Source organism: Microbacterium sp., from assembly GCF_035556355.1.
In the GTDB taxonomy this organism is placed as follows: domain Bacteria; phylum Actinomycetota; class Actinomycetes; order Actinomycetales; family Microbacteriaceae; genus Microbacterium.
Genome location: NZ_DATMFG010000054.1, coordinates 106,294 through 121,835 on the forward strand (window position 1 = coordinate 106,294; position 15,542 = coordinate 121,835).

Annotated in this window: 13 protein-coding genes and 1 pseudogene; 13 read left to right on the top strand and 1 reads right to left on the bottom strand. The window is 69.8% G+C overall.

Annotated features, from left to right (window positions below):
* Positions 1–55: 55 nt before the first annotated feature.
* The 5 genes from VNR19_RS15035 to VNR19_RS15055 all read left to right on the top strand — a co-directional run bounded on the left by VNR19_RS15035 (position 56) and on the right by VNR19_RS15055 (position 5,682).
* Positions 56–223, top strand: coding sequence for a hypothetical protein (locus VNR19_RS15035; protein WP_325034199.1), 168 nt, complete (start codon positions 56–58; stop codon positions 221–223).
* On the top strand, positions 220–987 hold the full coding sequence (locus VNR19_RS15040; protein WP_325728093.1) for a PH domain-containing protein: 768 nt from the start codon (positions 220–222) through the stop codon (positions 985–987). Before VNR19_RS15035 ends, VNR19_RS15040 begins: the two co-directional genes overlap by 4 nt.
* A 223-nt stretch (positions 988–1,210) precedes the next feature.
* Positions 1,211–2,656 carry a 30S ribosomal protein S1 gene (rpsA, locus tag VNR19_RS15045; protein ID WP_325728094.1) on the top strand — a complete coding sequence of 482 codons (1,446 nt, stop codon included), beginning with the start codon at positions 1,211–1,213 and terminating at the stop codon, positions 2,654–2,656.
* A 132-nt stretch (positions 2,657–2,788) separates the two neighbouring features.
* The gene (locus VNR19_RS15050) at positions 2,789–4,525 is read left to right on the top strand and encodes a sensor histidine kinase (RefSeq protein WP_325728095.1); all 1,737 of its coding nucleotides are present in this window, start codon (positions 2,789–2,791) and stop codon (positions 4,523–4,525) included.
* Positions 4,522–5,682, top strand: a complete 1,161-nt coding sequence (locus VNR19_RS15055; protein WP_325728096.1) for a hypothetical protein — start codon at positions 4,522–4,524, stop codon at positions 5,680–5,682. Before VNR19_RS15050 ends, VNR19_RS15055 begins: the two co-directional genes overlap by 4 nt.
* A 30-nt stretch (positions 5,683–5,712) precedes the next feature.
* Here the strand turns inward: VNR19_RS15055 and VNR19_RS15060 are convergent, their stop codons facing one another.
* A complete protein-coding gene (locus tag VNR19_RS15060) occupies positions 5,713–6,465 on the bottom strand; it encodes a response regulator transcription factor (protein ID WP_325034204.1) in 753 nt (250 codons plus the stop codon).
* Between the two features lie 577 nt (positions 6,466–7,042).
* Between VNR19_RS15060 and coaE the strand changes: the two genes are divergently transcribed.
* The 8 genes and pseudogenes from coaE to VNR19_RS15100 all read left to right on the top strand — a co-directional run bounded on the left by coaE (position 7,043) and on the right by VNR19_RS15100 (position 15,535).
* On the top strand, positions 7,043–7,669 hold the full coding sequence (gene coaE, locus VNR19_RS15065; protein WP_325728097.1) for a dephospho-CoA kinase: 627 nt from the start codon (positions 7,043–7,045) through the stop codon (positions 7,667–7,669).
* Positions 7,670–7,791: 122 nt separating this feature from the next.
* Positions 7,792–8,997 carry an acyl-CoA dehydrogenase family protein gene (locus VNR19_RS15070; protein ID WP_325728098.1) on the top strand — a complete coding sequence of 402 codons (1,206 nt, stop codon included), beginning with the start codon at positions 7,792–7,794 and terminating at the stop codon, positions 8,995–8,997.
* Complete coding sequence (locus tag VNR19_RS15075) at positions 8,994–10,229, top strand: CaiB/BaiF CoA transferase family protein (RefSeq protein WP_325728099.1); 1,236 nt, start codon at positions 8,994–8,996, stop codon at positions 10,227–10,229. The genes VNR19_RS15070 and VNR19_RS15075 overlap by 4 nt, the downstream gene beginning before the upstream one ends.
* 35 nt (positions 10,230–10,264) lie before the next feature.
* The gene (locus VNR19_RS15080; protein WP_325728100.1) at positions 10,265–11,455 is read left to right on the top strand and encodes a mandelate racemase/muconate lactonizing enzyme family protein; all 1,191 of its coding nucleotides are present in this window, start codon (positions 10,265–10,267) and stop codon (positions 11,453–11,455) included.
* A complete protein-coding gene (locus VNR19_RS15085; RefSeq protein WP_325728101.1) occupies positions 11,455–12,678 on the top strand; it encodes a CaiB/BaiF CoA transferase family protein in 1,224 nt (407 codons plus the stop codon). The genes VNR19_RS15080 and VNR19_RS15085 overlap by 1 nt, the downstream gene beginning before the upstream one ends.
* An 8-nt stretch (positions 12,679–12,686) precedes the next feature.
* Entirely contained in the window at positions 12,687–14,045 is a 1,359-nt protein-coding gene (locus VNR19_RS15090) for an MFS transporter (protein WP_325728102.1), read from the top strand.
* 31 nt (positions 14,046–14,076) lie between these two features.
* Positions 14,077–14,373: pseudogene (locus tag VNR19_RS15095) on the top strand (aldehyde dehydrogenase family protein); the annotation flags it as partial.
* Positions 14,374–14,416: 43 nt separating this feature from the next.
* The gene (locus tag VNR19_RS15100) at positions 14,417–15,535 is read left to right on the top strand and encodes an aldehyde dehydrogenase family protein (protein ID WP_325728103.1); all 1,119 of its coding nucleotides are present in this window, start codon (positions 14,417–14,419) and stop codon (positions 15,533–15,535) included.
* Positions 15,536–15,542 lie beyond the last annotated feature (7 nt).

Sequence of the window (15,542 nt, forward strand, 5' to 3'; positions counted from 1 at the left end):
CCGTTACGATCCGGGGGGACCGTCCAAATCTCGCCGACCGAAGGGACCCCGTGCCGTGAAGCTTGTCAAGCGAATCGTGATCGGGCTCGTCATCGCGTTCGCCGTGTTCTACCTCGTCACCCGCCCGGAGGACGCCGCGAACGCGGTGCAAGGCGCCGTCGGCGCGGTGTGGGGTGCGGGTGTCGCCGTCACACAGTTCTTCGTCAGCCTCGCGGGCGGATGAGGTTGTTCGACCCCAAGACGCAGAAACATCTCATCTCGGATCACGGCGAGGTCGTGATCGACGAGGTGAAGAAGCACTGGGCCGCTCTCGTCTCGGCCGCCCTCGAGATGCTGGGCGGCATCGTCGTCATGGCGTTCGTGGTCGTCGTGCCGCCGCAGCTGTGGTGGATCCCGATCTTCGGAGGCGCCGCGATCATCGCCCACGGAGCGTGGCGCATCCTCGACCGGCACGTCGACCGATTCGTCATCACCAACATGCGCGTGTTCCGCGTGCACGGGATCCTCTCGCAGCGCATCGCGACGATGCCCTTGTCGCGAATCCTCGACATCTCGGTCCACAAGCCGCTGATCGGACGGATGCTGGGCTATGGCCACTTCATCTTCGAGTCCGCCGCGCAGGAGCAGGGTCTGCGCGAGATCAAGTACGTGGGCGATCCCGATGGACGCGGTCTCACGATCCAACGTGTCATCCAGCAGGCCGGTCTGCGCGGTCTCGCGGCGGCGCAGCAGGGCGGCGCGCCGACGCCCATGCCGGTGCCGAAGCCCGCGGAGCCGACCGTGACCGTCGCGCCGGCCGAGTCGACCGAGACCTCTCCGCCCGCGCAGGACGACAGCTGGCGCAGGATGGGCTGGCTCGAGGCGGCGCAATTGCGCGAGGCGCAGCGCATCGCCGAGCTCCGCGGGGAGGGCGAGGGCCCGTATCCGCCGTTCGACCCCGACCGTACGACGACGGCGCCGATCGACCTCCCTCGCACGGGGGCCTGATCCTCACGGGAACATCACAGCCGCCGACGGCGTTCTGATACCCTGGAGTGTCACACGTGTGGCTCGTTCCGCACGCCCGGACTCCGGTCCACGTGGCACCGCACGACAACAATCCGCTCCGCTCCGGTGTGCTGCGCCTTGCTCATGCGGTCGATTCCGACCGTGAAGACAAGGAAGGCGCGTGCCGGGGCCCGATCAACAACCAACTAGGACAACCCACTACATGACTACCGCAACGACCGCCCCGGCCGCCAAGCAGGTCGCGATCAACGACATCGGATCTGCCGAGGACTTCCTGGCCGCGGTCGAAAAGACGATCAAGTCCTTCAACGACGGCGACCTCATCGAAGGCACCGTGGTGAAGGTCGACCGCGACGAGGTCCTCCTCGACGTCGGCTACAAGACCGAGGGCGTCATCCCCTCGCGCGAACTCTCCATCAAGCACGACGTCGACCCCAACGAGGTCGTCAAGGTCGGCGACGAGGTCGAGGCGCTCGTTCTCCAGAAGGAGGACAAGGAAGGCCGCCTCATCCTCTCCAAGAAGCGCGCGCAGTACGAGCGCGCGTGGGGCGACGTGGAGAAGATCAAGGAGAACGACGGTGTGGTCACCGGTCAGGTGATCGAGGTCGTCAAGGGCGGCCTCATCGTCGACATCGGCCTCCGCGGCTTCCTCCCCGCCTCGCTCATCGAGCTGCGTCGCGTCCGCGACCTCACCCCGTATCTCGGGCAGGAGATCGAGGCGAAGATCCTCGAGCTCGACAAGAACCGCAACAACGTCGTTCTGTCGCGTCGTGCCCTTCTCGAGCAGACGCAGTCCGAGTCGCGCACCACGTTCCTCAACAACCTGCACAAGGGCCAGGTCCGCAAGGGCACGGTCTCGTCGATCGTCAACTTCGGTGCGTTCGTCGACCTGGGCGGCGTGGACGGCCTCGTGCACGTCTCCGAGCTCTCGTGGAAGCACATCGAGCACGCATCCGAGGTCGTCGAGGTCGGCCAGGAGGTCACCGTCGAGATCCTCGAGGTGGACCTCGACCGCGAGCGCGTCTCGCTGTCGCTGAAGGCGACGCAGGAGGACCCGTGGCAGGTCTTCGCCCGCACGCACGCGATCGGCCAGGTCGCGCCGGGCAAGGTCACCAAGCTCGTTCCGTTCGGCGCGTTCGTTCGCGTCGCGGACGGCATCGAGGGCCTCGTGCACATCTCGGAGCTGTCGGGCAAGCACGTCGAGCTCGCCGAGCAGGTCGTGTCGGTCGGCGAAGAGGTCTTCGTCAAGATCATCGACATCGATCTCGAGCGTCGCCGCATCTCGCTGTCGCTCAAGCAGGCGAACGACTCGGTCGACCCGTACGGCACCGAGTTCGACCCCGCCCTCTACGGCATGGTCACCGAGTACGACGAGAACGGGGAGTACAAGTACCCCGAGGGCTTCGACCCGGAGACCAACCAGTGGAAGGAAGGCTTCGACGAGCAGCGCGAGAAGTGGGAGCAGGAGTACGCTGCGGCCCACGCGCGCTGGGAGGCCCACAAGGCGCAGGTCGCCAAGGCCCTCGAGGCCGAGGCCGCCGCGAACGACCTGGGCCCGTCGACCTTCGTGTCGGAGAGCGGCCCGCAGGGCACCCTCGCCGACGACGAGGCGCTCGCCGCTCTGCGCGAGAAGCTGTCGGGTCGCTGATAGATCCCACGAAAGGGCCGGATCCTTCGGGTTCCGGCCCTTTCGCTTTCCATGAGACGGATGCCGCGGCATCCGTCTCATCGAATGCGCGGCCGTACGGCGCACTCGCCCGGTATCCGTTACCGTCACGGTATGGCTGTGGCAGACGACGACGTCGCGCCGCCGGTCGACCTGGTCGACTCGGGCGTGCGACCGTTCAGCGATCGCGGCGCCGACCGCACGCGCGAACGAGCAGCCGTGCTCAACCAGCTGCTGCTTGCGACCGTCGTGTTCATCCTCGCCGTGATCGTCGCCCTCGGACCGTTCGGCGGCGAGATCGCGCTCTTCTTCTTCGGGGTCGTCCTCGTGCTCGTGCTCACGGGTGCGACCTTCCTCATACCGTGGAACCGTCTCGCGCCGGGTTGGGTCGCGATGATCCCGACCCTCGACATGGTCGCCATCATCCTCATCCAGCTGTCGTCGCCGCGGTCACCGCTCGGGCTGCTGTGGATCTTCCCGGTGACGTGGCTCTCGGCGGGTTTCGGTACGCTCGGACTGTGCGGCGCGGTCGCCGGCATCGCGGCGATGCTCGCGATCCTGCTTCCCGTCGGCGGTGAGGACCTCAGCTACGCCACGCTCCTGCTGCCGCTCGTGCTGCTGGCGGTCGCGGCGACGAACTTCCTCACGGCGAGGCGCGCCGACGCGCAGCGCACGCTGCTCGCGAAGCAGGCGCAGCTGCTGCGCCGGGTGCTCGAGCGCACGAGACGCCAGGAGCAGGAGCTCACCGAGGTGCTCGACGCCGTCGACTTCGGCGTCATCCGCATCGGTCCCAACGGCGAGGTCGCCGTGACGAACGAGGCACACGGCCGACTGCAGCTCGCGCTCGGCGCGGGCGATCGCTCCGACCTGTCCGACCCAGGCGACCCCGAGGGGCACGAGGTGCCCGCCTACCTCGAGGACGGTGAGACACTGCTGCCGCCGGGCGAGCTGCCCCTCGAGCGCGCGCTGCGCGGCGAGGCGTTCGACGGTCAGGTGGTGTGGTTCGGCGACCCCTCGGGGCCGCGCCGCGCGCTGAACATCACGGCACGCCGGCTCACCGACACGTCGGGGGCGGATGCGGGGGCCGTCGTCATCTCGCGCGACGTCACCGCCGAGCTCACCGCGCTCCGCGCGCGCGACGACCTCGTCGCATCCGTGTCGCACGAGCTGCGGACGCCGCTCACCTCGATCCTCGGCTACCTCGACCTCGCACTCGACGACGAGGAGCTGCCCGAACGCGTGCGCGGCGGACTCGAGATCGCGGAGCGCAACGCCGAGCGGCTGCTCGGGATCGTCGGCGACATCCTCGCCGCGTCGAGCTCGTCGCCCTCGTCGGCCGAGCTCACCGTCTCACCGCGCGAGGTGAGCGCCGACGAGATCGCTCGCGCCGCGGCCGAGGCGATGCTGCCGCGCGCCCAGTCGCGCGCCATCACGATCGACACCGTCGGACTCGAGCCCGCGATGGTGTGGGCCGACCCCATGCGCCTGCGGCAGGTGATCGACAACCTCCTCGCGAATGCCATCACATACAACCGCGACGGCGGCTCCGTCTTCCTCGGCACGACGACAGACGGGACCTCGACGTGGGTGCTGGTGCGCGACACGGGCGTCGGGATCAGCGAGGCGGATCGCGCGCGGCTGTTCCACCGCTACTATCGAGCGTCGGCGCCGCGGGGGACGGGCACCGGCCTCGGGCTCGCCATCTGCCGCGACATCGTGCGCGCGCACGGCGGCGAGATCGGCTTGCACAGCTCACCCGGCGTCGGCTCCACCTTCGTGGTCAAGCTGCCGGCGACCCAGGCGGCGTCCGCGGCCGAGGGTGCATCGAGCGGGAGCGGAAGCACGGAATGAACCTGGACCTGTTCAGCGTGATGGTCATGACGGCGCTCGTGGTCAACACGAGCGGCGTGCTGTTCATCGTCGAGACGATCATCCGGCGCGACGAGGGTGCCGGGCGCATCTGGTCGATCGGCTTCCTCGCGGCGATGCTCACGACGATCGCGTACGTCCTGTGGACCGAGATGCCAGGGGTCTCATGGCCGGTCGCCGTGGGCAACGCCGCGTTCGTCGCGGGGACCGGATGCATGTGGCTCGGCGCACGGGCGTTCAACGGGCGGCGGATGGTCGCCGCATCCGCGATCGTCGTGCTCGCGGTCGCCGGCGCCGCCCTCTCGACCTTCCTCGACCCCGTCGGCGGGGACTGGGCGGGTGCGACGTGGATGTTCCTCTCGCTCGTGGTGTTCGCGGGACTGGGCGCGGCGGAGTGCCTGCGCGGGGCACTGCTCGAGAGCAGGACGGCCTGGGTGCTCGCGACCGTGCTCGCGTTCCAGGCGATCTACTTCATCGCGCGGACGAGCGCATTCCTCGTCGCGGGTCCGGAGAGCGCACTGTTCCAGGGCGTCTTCGGCACCGCGAACACCGCGATGCTCACCGTCGTCCTGACGATCGTGGCCGTCGTGGTCACCTCGGTGCTGCGCGCGTCGCGAGCGCCCGTGCGCGGGTACGGTCCGGTCGCGCACGGCGAGCGCAGGGACGGGATCGTGCCGCTCCCGGTGTTCGAGCGCGACCTGACGGACGTGTGCAGGCGTGCGGCGTGGCGGAACGACCTCGTGGGGGTCATCGCGATCCGCGTCGAGGACCTCGACCAGATCTCGACGGCGTTCGGCAGCGAGGTCGCCCGAGCGGTGACCGACGCGTGGCGTGCCGGCGTGCGGCGTCACGCCCCGTCGAACGCGATGGTCGGCGAGGACGGCCCCACAGGACTGCTCGTCGCGGTGGTCGCCGATTCGCCCGCGACGGCGCGTCGCAGCGCGGGGGTCATCTACCGGGGACTGTTCGACGACCTCGGCAAGGTCGGCGGGGGAGTGCTGCCCGTCGTCGGTGTGGGCGTGAGCCTGAGCGACACGTCGGGGTACGACACCGAGGCGCTCGTTCGGGTCGCGCGCGAGGCGGCACGGCGGGCTGCGGCGAGCGTCGAGACATCGGTGCTCGTCGGCGACGAGCGCTGACGCCGCGCTGCGGGTCGCGGGCGGTGCGCGTCAGGCCGTGAGGCGGTAGCCCACTCCGCGGACCGTCTCGATCCACTGCGGGTTCGCAGGCGATTCGCCGAGCTTGCGCCTCAGGTTCGCGACGTGGACCTCGATCGCGCGCGCATCGCTGTCGCTCACGTACTCGACCCCGGTGTACCGCTCACCGCGCAGCATGAGCGCGAGATCGCTCTTGCCGCGCACGCGCCGTCCGGCGGCGAGCAGATCGGCGAGGATGTCGAACTCGCTGCGTGTGAGTTCCAGATCCTGGCCGTTGAGCGTCGCGATCCGCATGTCGCGGTTGAGCCGGACGCCCTTGTGCTCGAGCCATGCCGAAGCGGCCGGCGGGTCGGTGCTCGGCTCGGGCCCGGCGGTCGGGGCCGCGTCGAGGCGGTGGCGAGGGCGGCGCAGCATGGCGTCGATGCGCGCACGCAGCTCGCGCGGACGGAACGGCTTGGCGATGTAATCGTCCGCGCCGGCCTCGAGACCCTGGAGCGCGTCGATCTCCTCGGTGCGCGCGCTGAGCATCACGATGTACGTCGAACTGAACGTGCGGATCCGCTTCGCGGTCTCGAATCCGTCCATGCCGGGCATGTTGATGTCGAGCGTCGTCACGAGCGGCTCGTGGTCGCGGACAAGGCGGAGGCCCTCCGCTCCGGTCGCGGCGCCGTGCACGGTGAAGCCCGCGTTGGCGAGGACTGTGCTCAGGAGCGAGCGGATGTCTTCCTCGTCTTCGATCACCACCGCGACGCGCTGCTGATCCATCGAAGCACCCCCGGGCGCGGCCGTTTCCGCCGTCGGATCGTTGACGTCGGTCATGATATCCCAGAACGCCGCCTCGAATCGGCGGTCGCCGGGCATCTCAATCACCGCATGGGGAGGGGCCGTGTGCGTCGACAGAAGAGCGATCGCGTCGACGCTGCGAGACGGGAGGACGGCGAGGGGGAGCCCCCAGTCGCTCCCCGTCGCTCGCCCTGCCGCTGCGAGTGGTGGGCGCCGCGCCCCCCGCGTGCGCCCTCACCACCCGCATCGCCCTCCGGCGCTTCGCATGAGCCCCCGCACCATCGCCGACGCCTTGCATGGGATCAGGACCGACACCGCGTCGCAATTCGGCGGCGGCGGTGCGGCACGAGCAGAGGGTCGCGTGAGTCGAGAGCGCTTGTGACCGGCGCCGCTCGAGCATCTCACGACCTCCCCAGACTCCGCTCGTGCCGAAGTCCGTCTCTCTTTCGGGTACCCCAAAAACTAGTCCGCACGGCTCAAGCGCTCCTCAGGCGTTCCTCAGGAGCGCCCAAAGGTTGCGGGCGCGCCTGGCATGCGCGGGCGTGGCATCCTCGTTGACATGCCGCTCATCGCCCTCACCGGTGGGATCGCCTCGGGCAAGTCCACCATCGCCACCCGTCTCGCCGAGCACGGGGCGGTCGTCGTCGACGCCGACGCGATCGTCCGCGACGTGCAGCAGCCAGGCTCTCCGGTCCTCGACGAGATCGTGCGCGAGTTCGGGGCGGATGTCATCCGCCCGGACGGCTCGCTGGACCGAGCCGGGCTCGGCGCCCGCGTGTTCGGCGACGACGACGCGATCGCACGCCTCAACCGCATCGTGCACCCCGCCGTGCGCGCCGAGTCCCAGCGCCGGTTCGACGAAGCGTTCGCCGCCGATCCGGACGCGGTCGTCGTCTACGACGTGCCGCTGCTCGTCGAGGCGCGCGTCGACGACCCATGGGAGCTCATCGTCGTCGCCCACGCGCCGTCGGACGTGCGACTGCGGAGGCTGGTGGAGTTCCGTGGAATGAGTGAGACGGATGCCGCGGCCCGCGTCGCTTCGCAGGTTGACGACAGCGCGCGTCTGGCCGTCGCGGACGTCGTGATCGACACGACAGGGACGATCGACGACACCATCCGCCAGGTCGACGAACTGTGGGCGCGGCTGCCGGACCTCGTCGCGCGGAACGCGCGCGGATCCGGGTAAACGCAGGAAAACAGCGGTTTATGGCATGAAATCGCTGTTTGGCATGATTACTCCTCGCGGGTGAGCATGGCTGGGTCGCATCGATTCCAGATGCCCCGACCAAGTCTCGAAGAGGAGGCGTCATGTCCGCCGTCGCCACAGCTCTGCGCCCGCCCGTCCAACTCGGGGAGGAGTACGAGGAGTTCGCCGCCTGGGTGCGCGGGGCTGCCGCCCCGCACGCCGACTCGTACCTGCCCGTCGCCCGCAGCGACCGCTTCCCGTGGGAGCTTGCCCGCGCGCTCGGCGAGCAGGGGCTGCTCGGCCTCGGCACATCGGAGGAGCACGGCGGTATGGGGCGGCTCGGAGACGAGCTGACCCGCGTGCACCTCGGCATCGTGCACGAGGAGCTCGCCTACGCGAACTTCTACCTCGCCCAGATCGCCTACACCTCCAACCTCACCGCACCGCTGCTCGAGCGATTCCTCCCCGCGGATCTCGCGGCCGAATGGGTCCCCGGCATCGTCCGCGGCGAGCACATCGTCGCACTCGGACTCACGGAGCCCGGGAGCGGGTCGGATGCGGCGGCCATGCGCATGCGCGCGCGCCGCGTCGACGGCGGGTGGCAGCTCACCGGCGAGAAGACCTCGATCACGTTCGCGCCGCACGCGAAGGGCATGATCACCTTCGCACGCGCTGAGGACTACACAGACGCGGACGGGAACCCCCGCAAGGGCGGCATCACCTGCTTCCTCGTGCCACTCGACTCGCCCGGCGTCGAGATCCAGACGTTCGACGACCCGGGCTGGAAGCCCCTCGGCCGCTCCGCCGTGTTCCTCGACGACGTCTTCGTCCCCGACACCCAGGTGCTCGGCGCGGTCGGCGCGGCGTTCCGGATGGTCATGAGCGAGTTCGACTACACGCGCTCCGTCATCGGATTCATGAGCACCGGCGTCGCACGAAAAGCGCTCGACCTCACGATCCAGCACACGCGCGACCGCCACACCTTCGGCAAGCCGATCGCCGCGTACCAGGGAGTCAGCTTCCCGATCGCAGAGGCCGCGACGAGGCTCGAGGCCGCGCGGTGGCTCACTTATCGCGCGCTGTCGCTCGCCGATGCGGGGGAGCCGTACACGAAGGAAGCCGCGATGGTGAAGTGGTGGACGCTGGACGTCTCGCTGCAGACGATCCACGACTGCATCATCGCGCACGGGCACACGGGGTACTCCGAGGAGATGCCGCTGCAGTCCATGCTGCGCGACGTCTCCGGCCTCGAGATCGGCGAGGGCACTCCGCAGATCCAGAAGCTCATCGTCGCGCGCGCCCTGATCGGGCGGGAGTACACCGGATGAACGGCGCGCTCGCGGGCATCCGCGTCATCGACCTCACGCAGGCGCTCGCCGGCCCGTTCTGCACCTCGCTGCTGGCCGACTACGGCGCCGACGTCATCAAGGTCGAACCGCCGCGGGGGGACATGCTGCGCGGCACCGGTCCGTTCGCCCCGGACGACGAGACGCACGACCACGGGAACGTCTTCCAGAACGCCAATCGGAACAAGCGCTCGATCGTGCTCGACCTCAAGTCCGACGAAGGCAGGGGGGTGCTGCTGACGCTGGTGCGCGAAGCTGACGCCCTGGTCGAGAACTTCAGCGCCGGCGTCATGGATCGACTCGGGCTCGGGTACGAGGTTCTCGCCGAGATCAACCCGCGTCTCGTGTACACGTCGATCCGCGGCTTCGGCGACCGCCGCGGCGGGGAGAGCCCATACGCGCACTGGCCGGCGTTCGATGTCGTCGCGCAGGCGATGGGCGGGATCATGAGCATCACCGGCCCCGACGGCGGGCCTCCCGTGCGTGTCGGCTCCGGCATCGGAGACAGCGTCCCCGCGTTGTTCGCAGCTCTCGGGACCGTCACCGCCCTGTTCGAGGCGCAGCGCTCGGGGCGTGGGCAATACGTCGACACGGCCATGGTCGACAGCGTCCTCGCCGTCTCCGAGATCGCGGTCAACGTCTACGCGGCGACGGGGGTGTCGCCGCATCCGATGGGCAACCAGTTGCAGGGATTCGCCCCGTTCAACACCGTCCGCGCCAAGGACGGCGAGGTCGCGCTGGGCGCCCCGCACAACGCCCAGTGGGCCAAGCTGTGCGCCCTCATGGGACGCCCCGAGCTCATCGACGATGAACGGTTCGACTCCGACAACGCGCGCTGGGTCAATCGCGACGAGGTGTACGAGATCGTCGGCGAATGGACCGGCCGGCACACGGTCGCCGAGCTCATCGAGATCCTCGGCGGGAAGGTCCCGCTCGGTCCGGTGCTCGACGCCGAGGCGATCTTCGCCGATCCGCACTTCGAAGTCCGCGGGATGCTGCCCGTGGTGGAGAACCCGCGCACGGGACGACCCACGCGCATCACGGGGCCCGTCGCGAAGCTCACCCGCACCCCCGCCACCATCCGGCGCCGCGCTCCGCTCCTCGGGGAGCACACCGTCGAGGTGCTCCGCGAAGCCGGCGTCGGCGACGACGCCATCGACGCCCTCGCCGCCACCGGCGTGATCGGCGAACTGCCCGCGGCGCTCAGCGCCTGACCCCCAGACATCTCATCGGCCGAAGGAGGCCCACCATGAAGATCACCGACGTCGAACTGATCCCCGTCTCGACTCCGCTCGTGAAGGCGTTCCATATGCCCGGGACCGAGATCACCCACATCCACAGCATCGTCCTGCGCATCACGACCGACACCGGCCACGTCGGCATCGGCGACAGCGGCGACACCTCGACGTGGTACCGCGGCGAGACGCCCGACTCGATCGCCGCCATGATCGAGCAGCACATCGCGCCGCGCTTCCTCATCGGCCAGAACCCGCTGGCGATCGAGAAGATCGTCGGGCAGATGGACACGTTCGTCCGCGACAACAACCAGGCCAAGGCCCTCGTCGACTTCGCGCTGCACGACCTCAAAGGAAAGGTCGCGGGGCTGCCCGTCTACGAGCTCCTCGGCGGCAAGACCACCGACGGGTCGAAACAGGGCTGGGTCGCCGGCGCCGGGTCCGCCGAGGACCTCGTCGCCCAGGCGCAGGCGGCGATCGCCGCGGGCTTCTCGCTCATCAAGATCAAGAGCGGCGGTGACGTGGACGAGGACGTCCGCAACGTCGCCGCCGTGCGCGAGGCGATCGGCGACGACATGCGCCTCGTGATCGACATCAACGGATTCTGGAACTACGACCAGGCGCTGCACACGATCCGCCGCATGGACCCGTACAACCTGTACTGCGTCGAGCAGCCGCTGCCGCATTGGGACATCGAGGGGCTGGCACGCCTGCGCGAACGCGTCGGGACGCCGATCTTCGCCGACGAGTCCGCTCAGGAGCTGCACCACCTCAAGGAGATCATCGACCGGCGCGCCGCCGACGGCCTGTTCATCAAGCTCCAGAAGGCCGGCGGCCTGGTCAAGGCGCAGCGCTGGCTCACCCTCGCGCGTCTGGCCGATCTGCCGGTGATGAGCGGATGCATGATCGGGTCCGGCCTCGAGGCGAGCCCCTCGGCGCACCTCATGATGTCGAACCAGTGGGCCTCGCAGTTCACGCACGAGAACCTCGGTCCGCTCATCATCAACAACCAGTTCGAGAACGCGGAGCAGCGGATCACGCAGGACATCGCGCGCCAGGTGCCGGTGTTCCGCGACGGCGTCCTCTACGCGAACGAGGGACCGGGCTACGGCATCGATCTGAACGAGGAGTTCATCGCCGCCAACCGCATGCCCGGCCGCGAGATCCGCCACGTGCGCGACGAGTCCCGACTGGTGCTCGTCTGATGACCGCGCCGAACCGCGTCGGGCCCCTGGCGGGACTGCGGGTCATCGAGTTGGGCGGGATCGGCCCCGTCCCGTTCGCCGGGATGTTCCTCGCCGATCAGGGTGCGAGTGTGCTGCGCATCGATCGCGCGCAGGGCGCCTTCGAGATGCCGATCGACCCGACGCTCGACACACTCCATCGCGGCAAGGACCGGATCACCGTCGACCTCAAGTCGTCGACGGGCGTGGCGGCGATCCTGCGGCTGGCCGAAGAGGCGGACGTCCTCCTCGACTCCTACCGCCCAGGCGTCCTCGAGCGACTGGGGCTCGGTCCCGACGTGCTCCACGACCGGAATCCGCGCCTCGTCGTCGGTCGTATGACGGGGTGGGGCCAGACGGGACCCCTCGCACAGCGCGCCGGGCACGACCCGACCTACATCGCCCGCACCGGCGCGCTCCACGCGATCGGCGAACGGGACGGTCGTCCGCACCTGCCGTTGAGCCTCGTGGGCGACTTCGGCGGGGGAGCGATGTACCTCGTCGCGGGCGTCCTCGCGGCGCTCTGGGACGTGCAGCGCTCCGGCGAGGGGCAGGTCGTGGACGCCGCGATCGTCGACGGCGTCTCCCACCTCATGGCATCCCCGTACTCGCTCCTCGCGGGCGGGGCGTGGCGCGATGAGCGCGGCAGCAACCTCATCGACGGCGGAGCGCCGTTCGTCGACGTGTACGAGACCGCCGACGGTCGCCACGTCGCCGTCGCCGCGCTCGAACCGCCGTTCTTCGCACAGCTCGTCGCCGGTGTCGGGCTGGACGCCGAGTGGCGCGACGCCCAGTGGCACCGCCGTCGCTGGCCGCAGCTGCGCGAGGCGCTCGCGGAGCGCTTCCGCACGCGAACCCGCGACGAGTGGGCCGAGGTCTTCGACGGCACCGACGCGTGCGTGGCGCCGGTGCTGACGATGACGGAGGCGCCGGAGTCCGCGCATCTCCGCGAGCGCGGCACGTTCGTATCGCGCGACGGCGTCTGGGAGCCGGCTCCCGCGCCCCGCTTCAGCAAAGCGGCCGCGCCGCTTCCGCATCGTCCCCACGCCCCCGGCTCGCAGCCCGTCGCCTCCGCGCTGGAGAGCTGGGGCCTCACGGATGCGGCGGGACTCGTCGCATCGCTGACCACCGACCATGTCGACCCCGCTCCCGGTGAGGCCGACGCCTATCCGTCCCGGACCGACCGGGCGATACTCATCTCGTAGGGAGAGCCATGTCCACCGTCACCAACGCTGCTGACGCGACGAAGGATCCGAGAGAGATCCGACGTGTCATCACCTCGAGCTTCATCGGCTCGACCATCGAGTTCTACGACTTCATCCTCTATGCGACCGCCGCGGCGATCGTGTTCGGGCCGGTGTTCTTCTCGACGCTCGATCCGCTCCTGGCCACGATCGCGTCGTACTTGACGTTCGCCGCCGGTTACATCGCGCGGCCGATCGGCGGAATCGTGTTCGGCCACTTCGGCGACCGGATCGGTCGCAAGCGGATGCTGATGGTCTCGCTCAGCGTGATGGGGGTCGCGAGCGTGCTCATCGGCCTCGTCCCGCCCGTCGAGGTATGGGGGGCGTTCATGCTCCTGCTCCTCCGCGTGGTCCAGGGCATCGCGATCGGGGGAGAGTGGGGTGGTGCGACGCTCATGGCGCTGGAGCACTCGTCGAAGTCGAAGCGCGGCTTCGCGGCGTCGTTCGCGAACGCCGGCGGCCCCGCCGGCGCATTCCTCGGCACCGCGGCCCTCGCCCTGTTCGCGCTGCTGCCCGAGGATCAGTTCCTCTCGTGGGGCTGGCGCATCCCCTTCCTGTTCTCGGGCGCGCTCCTGGTGATCGGCCTTTACATCCGCTCGCGCGTCTCGGAGAGCCCGGTCTTCACCGCCGCCCTGGAGATCGCCGAGGCGACGAAGGCGCGCCGCCCGAAGGTTCCGCTCGTGCAGGTGCTTCGTCGACCGGGAGCGCTGCTCACGGTGGGGCTCGTGGGGATGTCGTCGTTCGTGCTGCAGGCGATGTTCTCGACGTTCACCGTCGGATTCGCCGTGGAGAGCGGATTCGACCGCTCGTCGGCACTCTGGGCGTTCGCGGTCTCGCAGCTGATCGCCGCCTTCACGATCCCGGCCGCTGCGGCGCTGTCCGACCGGCTCGGCCGCAAGCCGGTCATTCTCAGCGGGCTCGTTCTCACGGGAGTCCTCGCCTTCCCGCTGTTCGCCCTCGTCGCGACGGCGCAGGCATGGGCCGTGTACCTCGCGTTCATCCTGGCCCTTCCGCTGTGCCAGAGCCTCATGTTCGGGCCGATGGCGGCGTTCCTCGCCGAGAACTTCGCGACCTCGTCGCGCTACACGGGCGCGTCGCTCGGCTACCAGCTCGCCGCGCTGCTCGGCGCCGGGTTCACGCCGGCGATCGCGGCGACGATCTTCGCGACGGGCGGCGGTGACGTGGCCGGAGTCGTGTGGTTCCTCATCGGCATGTGCGCCGCCAGCCTCGTCGTCCTGGTCGTATTCGGGCGCGAGAGCCGCCATGCCATCATCGACGAGTCCCGCTCCCAAGAGCAGGACGTCGCCCCGCAGACAGTCGACGCGTGAGTCGCGTCGGAGGAAAGGAACGAGAGACACCATGAGCACAGCGGTATGGGATGGCAAGGTCTTCGCGGGGGACTGGCGGGAGACCGAGGGCGGCGCGCTCGAGGTCACGGCGCCGGCGACAGGAGAGGTTCTCGCGACCGTTGGGCGGGCGACCGCCGCGGATGTGGCCGAATCCGTGCGGATCGCCGGTGAGGCGCAGGCCGCGTGGGCCGCAGCGACGTATGACGTGCGGGCCGCGGTCCTGCGTCGCGCGGCGCAGATCCTCGAGGCGGATCCCGACCGCCTCGCGCGGTGGATCGTCGAGGAGGCCGGCTCGGCACAGGGCAAGGCGGGCTTCGAGGTCTCCCTCGTCGTCTCCGAGCTCCAGGAGAGTGCCGCACTCGCGTCGGCGCCGTACGGCGTACGGCGAGCTGCTCCGCTCGTCGAAGCCGCGCCTGTCGATGGCTCGCCGCGTGCCGCTCGGCGTCGTCGGAGTCATCGCGCCGTTCAACTTCCCGGCGATCCTCGCGATGCGTTCGGTCGCCCCGGCCCTCGCGGTGGGCAATGCGGTCGTGCTGAAGCCGGATCCGCGGACGCCGATCGCCGGCGGCCTCGCGCTCGCCGAACTGCTGCATGAGGCGGGGCTGCCCGAGGGCGTCCTCCACGTGCTGCCCGGCAACGCCGAGGTCGGCGCCGCGCTGGTCGAGCACCCGGAGGTGCCCTGCATCTCCTTCACCGGCTCCACCGCCGCCGGCCGTAGGATCGCCGCCGCGGCGGCGCCGCTCCTCAAGCGCGTCCACCTCGAGCTGGGCGGGAACAACGCCCTCCTCGTCCTTCCGGATGCGGATGTCGAGGCTGCCGCCTCGGCCGCCGCGTGGGGTGCGTTCCTTCATCAGGGTCAGATCTGCATGACCGCCGGGCGGCACCTCGTGCACGCGTCACTCGCGGAGGAGTACACGCGACTGCTCGCCGAGAAGGCGGACCGACTGACGGTGGGCGATCCCCGGGACCCGGGCAACGCCCTGGGTCCGCTCATCGACGAGGGTCAGCGCGACCGCGTGCAGTCTCTCGTCGACGCGGCCGTCGCGGCGGGCGCCACCCTCCGTGCGGGTGGGTCGTCCGACGGGCTCTGCTTCCGCCCCACGGTCCTCGGAGACGTGACGACCGACATGGACGCGTGGAAGGAGGAGATCTTCGGCCCGGTCGCGCCCGTCTTGACGTACGAGTCGATCGACGAGGCGGTCGACATCATCAACTCGTCCGAGTACGGGCTGTCGGTGGGCATCCTCACCGCCGACGCCTATCGCGGCTTCGAACTCGCCGACCGCATCGTGACGGGCATCGTCCACGTGAACGACCAGACGGTCGACGACGAGGCGGTCATCCCGTTCGGCGGGACGAAGGCGTCGGGGGTGGGCGGTCATTTCGGGGGCGCCGCGGCGAACCTGGAGACGTTCACGCAGCAGCAATGGGTCACCGTGCAGTCGTCGATCGCGCGTTACCCCTTCTGAGCCCGAG

Excerpts from the sequence above, each read along its gene's own strand:
- VNR19_RS15085 (WP_325728101.1), top strand. The coding sequence starts at position 11,455 with ATGACCGCGCCGAACCGCGTCGGGCCCCTGGCGGGACTGCGGGTCATC.
- VNR19_RS15080 (WP_325728100.1), top strand. The coding sequence starts at position 10,265 with ATGAAGATCACCGACGTCGAACTGATCCCCGTCTCGACTCCGCTCGTG.
- VNR19_RS15090 (WP_325728102.1), top strand. The coding sequence starts at position 12,687 with ATGTCCACCGTCACCAACGCTGCTGACGCGACGAAGGATCCGAGAGAG.
- VNR19_RS15075 (WP_325728099.1), top strand. The coding sequence starts at position 8,994 with ATGAACGGCGCGCTCGCGGGCATCCGCGTCATCGACCTCACGCAGGCG.
- VNR19_RS15055 (WP_325728096.1), top strand. The coding sequence starts at position 4,522 with ATGAACCTGGACCTGTTCAGCGTGATGGTCATGACGGCGCTCGTGGTC.
- VNR19_RS15070 (WP_325728098.1), top strand. The coding sequence starts at position 7,792 with ATGTCCGCCGTCGCCACAGCTCTGCGCCCGCCCGTCCAACTCGGGGAG.
- VNR19_RS15050 (WP_325728095.1), top strand. The coding sequence starts at position 2,789 with ATGGCTGTGGCAGACGACGACGTCGCGCCGCCGGTCGACCTGGTCGAC.
- coaE (WP_325728097.1), top strand. The coding sequence starts at position 7,043 with ATGCCGCTCATCGCCCTCACCGGTGGGATCGCCTCGGGCAAGTCCACC.
- rpsA (WP_325728094.1), top strand. The coding sequence starts at position 1,211 with ATGACTACCGCAACGACCGCCCCGGCCGCCAAGCAGGTCGCGATCAAC.
- VNR19_RS15040 (WP_325728093.1), top strand. The coding sequence starts at position 220 with ATGAGGTTGTTCGACCCCAAGACGCAGAAACATCTCATCTCGGATCAC.
- VNR19_RS15060 (WP_325034204.1), bottom strand. The coding sequence starts at position 6,465 with ATGGATCAGCAGCGCGTCGCGGTGGTGATCGAAGACGAGGAAGACATC.